Raw genomic sequence first — 5,280 nt, forward strand, 5'->3', positions numbered from 1 at the left:
TGGACGCCCTGGCCGGCACGGGCTGACCCGAGCCGGTGAACCCGGCGGCCCGGCCCGGCGCCGGGTGGCCCCGCCGGGCCCGGCTCAGACCGCTGCCGCCGGGGCGCCGTCCGGCCGCTGCCGCACCCGCGGCAGCCACAGCACCAACCCGGCGGCCAGACCCAGCGCGGCCAGCACCCACCACACGCGGTGGAAGGAGGCCACGGCGGCGGCCGGACCGGGCGCGCCGAGGACGGCGACGAAGACGCTGATGCCGAGGACCGCGCCGAGCTGCCGGAAGCTGGCGTTGATCGCCGAGCCGACGGCGAAGCGGGCCGGCGGCAGGGCCTGCACGGCGGCGCCGGACTGGACGGGCAGGGTCATCCCGATCCCGAGGCCGGTGAGCAGGGCGGCCGGCAGCCAGTGGGTGGTCCAGTGCGGGGTACCGCCGATCAGGGTCGCGTTCAGCGCCATGCCGGCCGTCCACAGCAGCGCGCCGGCGGTGAGGATCCGGCGCGGGCCGTAGGCGTGCGAGAGCCGGCTCGACGTACGGGCCAGGGCGGTGACCACCAGCGGGCTCGGAGCGGTGGCCAGTGCGGCGTGCAGCACCGAGTAGTGCCAGACCGTCTGCAGGAAGATGATGTTGCCGAGCAGCATGCCGTAGAAAGCCGACGCGAACAGCAAGGTGGCCGCGTTGACCAGCCGGAACTGCCGGACCTGGAACAGCGCCAGGTCCATCACCGGCTGGGCCGCGGCCCGGGTGCGCAGCAGGAAGACCGGCAGCAGCGCCGCGGCGAGCACGAAGCCGCCGATCACCAGGGGGTCGGACCAGCCCCGGTTCGGACCCTCGATGATGGCCAGGCTGAGCGCGGCCGGCATGGCGGCGACCAGCAGCACCCCGAGCGGGTCGGGCAGGCCGGCCGCCTGCGGGTCGCGGGTCTCGCGCAGCAGCCGCAGGCCGAAGAAGACGATCAGCGCGCAGATGGGCACGTTGACCAGGAAGATCCAGCGCCAGGAGGCGTATTCGGTGAGCAGCGCGCCGATGGTGGGCCCCAGGGCCGCGGCTGCCGCGCCCATCGCGCCCCAGGTGCCGATCGCCACCGGCCGCTTGGACGGCGGGAACTCCGGCAGCACCAGGGCGAGCGAGGTCGGGGTGACCAGCGCCGCGAAGGCGGCCTGCAGGGCGCGACCCCCGATCAGTACACCGGAGTTCGGCGCCGCGCCGCACAGCGCGCTCATCAGCGCGAAGCCGGTGAGACCGATGAGGAAGATCCGCTTGCGGCCGTAGCGGTCGGCGAGCCGGCCGGCCGGGATGAGGACGGCGGCGAAGACCAGGCTGTAGGCGTTGAGCACCCAGGCGAGCTGGCCGGTGGTGGTGTGGAAGCTGCGGCTGATCGTTTCGAAGGCGACGTTCACGATCGTGGTGTCGAGGAAGACCACGAAGACGCCGAGGCTGCTCAGGGCGAGGATGGTCAGCGCGCGGCGGCGGGCGGCGGCGTCCTGCGGCGGCTCTGCTTCCTGCCCGGTGACCGGCCCGGCGTCCTGCCCGGGTGCGGGTCCGGCGGCGGGTCCGGCGGCAGGTCCGGCGGCAGGTCCGGCGTCCGGCTCCGGTGGTGCGGCCTTCGCCAGTCGCGGCTCTTCCGCGTTCCCGATGGTCATGTCTTCCTCGCCGCAACTTGTGTGTTGTGATTTCCAACCGACCGGCCCGACGCTAGCAGCCGTGAGTGGGAAAGAACAACCGACTCGGGTCTACGCTGGGCCGTATGGCGACGAAGCAAGGGGCGGAACAGGGCGCGGGACCGGGCGGGCCCGGGGCGTCGAACGCACCGCGGGCCCGCACACCGCGGCCCGAGCAGCAGTCCCAGCCGCAGCCCCAACCGCGGCAGCAGCCGTACACCCCGCACGTGATGGCGGAGATGCCGCTGGGCGTGCGGCCGTGCTCGCTCGCGGCGGCGCTGGAGATCCTGGGCGAGCGCTGGTCGCTGCTCGCACTGCGGGAGATGGCCTACGGCGTGCACCGCTTCGCGAAGATCGCCGGCTACACGGGCGCGTCCCGGGACATCCTGGCGGACCGGCTCCGCAAGCTGGAGGAGGCGGGCGTCATCACCCGCCGGCAGTACAGCGAGCACCCGCCGCGCCATGAGTACCACCTCACCGAGGCGGGCCGGGAGCTGCTGCCGGTGATGCTCGGCCTGCTGCAGTGGGGCGACAGGTGGGCGGTCGACGCGCCCGCGGTCGTCTTCCGGCACAGCTGCGGCGAACCGCTGGCGGTCGATCCGACGTGCGCGCACTGCGGCGAGCAGGTGACCCGGGAGTCGCTGACCCCGACCCGGCCGGTCTGAGCGGCGGCGCGGCGTGGCCGCGCCCCGGGCCGATCGGCACACCGGCCGCGCCAGCCGCGCCCGGCGAGGACCCGCGAGGGCGGGCGGTGGTGCGGCCGTCGACTCGTACGAGGACCCCGCGTGTCGGGTCTCAGCCGGTGAGCGCCGCCGCCGCGAGCCGCAGTCTGGCGGTGATGTCCGTCCGGACGGCGGCCAGGGCCTTGCTGTGCTGCCCGATCGCCTGCCGCTGGTAGGCGGAGTCCACCGCGTACCAGACCCCGATGACATTGCCGCGCTGCTTGCAGTCCGCGTCGGCGGCCGCCACCGCCTCCTCCCTGGCGGAGGGGGCCTTGGTGTCCCACGCCGGGTCGCTGGCGGCGGTGAGCGGGTCGGGATAGGTGTAGCCGCGCGCCTTCATGCAGGCCGACCAGCCGGCGAAGACCGCCTTGACCCGCGGGTCCCGGCGGGAGTCCTCGAAGCTGTCGACATTGATGGTGTCCGCGAGCGACGCGTCGCCGCCGGCTGCCGGACCGGCGGAGAGCAGCCGGGATCTGGCCTCGCCGAGGCATCCGCCGACCGGCACCCGCTGGCCGTGGTAGGCCTCCCCGCCGGTCGCCTGGGGGGAACCGGGCTTGACATGGCTGTCGTTGGTCCCGGTGAGCACCAGGGTCATCGGCGCGGGCAGCGGTGGGCGCTTCACCGCCGGGGGCGGGATCCTGCTCCCGGGCGGCGCGTAACCGTCGGCCTTCGCCGCTAGGGGGTCGGTGACGCCGTAGCGGTACTGGGTCGGGGTCTTCGGCCGGAAACCCTTGGCCGGCGCCGGGGTCCGGTAGTGGAAGCCGAACCGGGCCATGCAGCGATCGGTCAGGACGGCCTGCGCCGCGGCGAGTTGGTCCGCCTGGCTGTCGGTCAGCAGGTAAGGGGCGATGGGCAGGGCGCGGTCGGTGGCGGTCGTCAGCCGGGGCACGGACGCGACCGACGGCAGCGCCGCGGCCTCCGCCGCCGGTGCGGGAGCGTGGGCCTGGGCAGAGGTGTGGTCGTGGGCCGTTGGGGCGTGGGCGGCGGGAGCGGAGCAGCCCGCGGCGAGCAGGGCGGCCGCCCCCAGGGCGGCCAAACGGATCCGGTTCATGGTTCTGCGCATCCTTGGAAGGGCCTGCGGAGGTGCCGTGACACGGGTCGCGGGGCCCGGTCGTGACCCGGGTCGGGCACGGACGGGCCCGGGACGTGTCGGGCACCCATCGGATACGGTCGGGGCGCCGGGATGCTCCGCCCGATTTCGGCGGGCGGAGCGTCCTGGTTCCTTTCACCCTCCCGGGCACGGGTGCGCCGGGTGACGCCGGGCGGCCGTGCTAGCAGCTGCCGAAGCAGCCCGACGCGTTCTCGTTGCGCAGCGTGGTGTTGAAGTTGCCCCCGCCACCGGCCGCGAAGGTCTGCGACGCGCCCGTGTAGTTGGGGTGGTAGTAGACGGTGAAGCTGTTGACGAAGTCCCAGTTGTCCACCGAGGCGGCGTTGTTGCGCACGCCCTGGCCGGCTCCGTCACTGCCGTTGGCGCTGGCGGTGAAGGTGTAGCCCGAGTAGTTCGGGATGCTGGGGAACTGCCTGAAGAAGGCCCCGCCGTAGTTGGGGTGGTAGTAGATGCAGGCGTAGCCCGAGGAGCAGGTCGTGGTGGCCGCTGCCGACGCGGGTGCCGCCTTCGCGGATGCCGGTCCGACGGCCAGTACGCTGGCGCCGGCCGCGAGTACCGCGGCGGCGGCTGCCATACGACGTAGGGTTGTCACTGCGTGTTCCTTCCGGTGGTGGTGCGGTTCGCCCGCCATACTGGCCAGCCCGCCGGTCCCGGCGACAGCCTCTTCGAGCAGGGTCGAAGGCCGCAGGTGGCAAGGGTGCGGCCGGTGGTCCGGCGGTCAACCGCTCCGCCCGAGCGCGGCCTTGACCAGGGCGGAGCCGGTCGGGGTCCGGGTGTGCAGGATGAGTTCGCCGTGGTGGAGAGTGCTGAGCAGCCCGGCGTCGCGCAGCGCCGAGACATGGTGGCTCACCGTCGCCGCCGACACCCCGATGCGGCGGGTCAGTTCACCGGAGGTGGTGGCCGTTCCGGCCGCGATCAGGATGGCGGCGCGGGTCACGCCGATCAGCCGGCCCAGCGCCCGGACCGGCGCCCGTCCCGCGTCCCCGCCGTGCGCGGCGGGATAGACCAGCACCGGCGGGAGCGCCGGATCGGCCAGCGAATCGGCCGTTCCCTGGCAGAAGTGCGAGGGCACGAGCAACAGCCCCCGCCCGTCGAGGTGGAGTGTCTGCTCGACGGCGTACCGCACCTGCAGCACCGGCGGATTCCAGCGCATCAGCGGCTGGTAGCTGCTCAGCAGGCCCTGTACCCCGCCGTCGAGCAGGGCGCGGGTACGCAGCGCCCGGTCTGCTTCCACGCTCGCGCGGATCGCGGCCCAGTGCGGGACGAGGGCGACGTCCCGGTAGTCGCACAGCAGCCGACGCAGCTCGGCCCGGGCCTCCGGCGCCGCGTCCCGGAGCCGCTGGAGCCAGCCGGACTGGTCCCGCCCGCCGATCAGGCCGACTTCGCGGCGCAGTGTGCTCGGCGGCAGGTCCGCGATCATCTCGATGGCGGGGTCGATGCCCTCGCTGCGCGCGGTCTCCGGTGTGAGGAAGTCCGGGAAGTAGCCGCTGCGCGGGATCAGGGGCATCAGCATGAAGCGGATGCGCCGCAGCAGGTCGTCGGCGGCGGCCTCTTCGGTGACCTGCTGATACCAGGCGTCGTAGTGCGCGACCGCCAGCCGCCGGCGTAATCGGTGGACGCTGAGCACCAGTTCCCACATGGGATCCGGCGACGCCGCCACCCTGGTGTTGAGCAGATCTTCGGCCGTGAAGTAAATGCGCAGCATCGCGATTCCTACCCCCGGGGAGCCCCCGTGCTCCCGAGCACACGATTACAACACCGGCGGCCCGCCCGCAAGCGTGTTCGCCTACTTCC

At 73.7% G+C, this 5,280-nt stretch carries 5 protein-coding genes; 1 reads left to right on the forward strand and 4 read right to left on the reverse strand.

Annotated elements, in window-relative coordinates; translation table 11 throughout:
- Positions 1-84: 84 nt before the first annotated feature.
- Complete coding sequence (locus GA0115240_RS25525) at positions 85-1,638, reverse strand: MFS transporter (RefSeq protein WP_093740068.1); 1,554 nt, start codon at positions 1,636-1,638, stop codon at positions 85-87.
- A 104-nt stretch (positions 1,639-1,742) separates the two neighbouring features.
- Between GA0115240_RS25525 and GA0115240_RS25530 the strand changes: the two genes are divergently transcribed.
- A complete protein-coding gene (locus GA0115240_RS25530; protein WP_237555198.1) occupies positions 1,743-2,321 on the forward strand; it encodes a winged helix-turn-helix transcriptional regulator in 579 nt (192 codons plus the stop codon).
- Positions 2,322-2,451: 130 nt separating this feature from the next.
- Here the strand turns inward: GA0115240_RS25530 and GA0115240_RS25535 are convergent, their stop codons facing one another.
- From GA0115240_RS25535 to GA0115240_RS25545, 3 genes are all read right to left on the reverse strand, one after another.
- Positions 2,452-3,429: a hypothetical protein gene (locus tag GA0115240_RS25535; protein WP_093740070.1), complete on the reverse strand. Its 978-nt coding sequence runs from the start codon at positions 3,427-3,429 to the stop codon at positions 2,452-2,454.
- 220 nt (positions 3,430-3,649) lie between these two features.
- Positions 3,650-4,060: a peptidase inhibitor family I36 protein gene (locus GA0115240_RS25540; RefSeq protein ID WP_237555199.1), complete on the reverse strand. Its 411-nt coding sequence runs from the start codon at positions 4,058-4,060 to the stop codon at positions 3,650-3,652.
- Between the two features lie 144 nt (positions 4,061-4,204).
- On the reverse strand, positions 4,205-5,191 hold the full coding sequence (locus tag GA0115240_RS25545; protein WP_093740074.1) for an ArsR/SmtB family transcription factor: 987 nt from the start codon (positions 5,189-5,191) through the stop codon (positions 4,205-4,207).
- Between the last annotated feature and the right edge of the window lie 89 nt (positions 5,192-5,280).

It is taken from the genome of Streptomyces sp. DvalAA-14, from assembly GCF_900091855.1.
Lineage (GTDB): Bacteria > Actinomycetota > Actinomycetes > Streptomycetales > Streptomycetaceae > Actinacidiphila.

Excerpts from the sequence above, each read along its gene's own strand:
- GA0115240_RS25540 (WP_237555199.1), bottom strand. The coding sequence starts at position 4,060 with ATGGCAGCCGCCGCCGCGGTACTCGCGGCCGGCGCCAGCGTACTGGCC.
- GA0115240_RS25535 (WP_093740070.1), bottom strand. The coding sequence starts at position 3,429 with ATGAACCGGATCCGTTTGGCCGCCCTGGGGGCGGCCGCCCTGCTCGCC.
- GA0115240_RS25530 (WP_237555198.1), top strand. The coding sequence starts at position 1,743 with ATGGCGACGAAGCAAGGGGCGGAACAGGGCGCGGGACCGGGCGGGCCC.
- GA0115240_RS25545 (WP_093740074.1), bottom strand. The coding sequence starts at position 5,191 with ATGCTGCGCATTTACTTCACGGCCGAAGATCTGCTCAACACCAGGGTG.
- GA0115240_RS25525 (WP_093740068.1), bottom strand. The coding sequence starts at position 1,638 with ATGACCATCGGGAACGCGGAAGAGCCGCGACTGGCGAAGGCCGCACCA.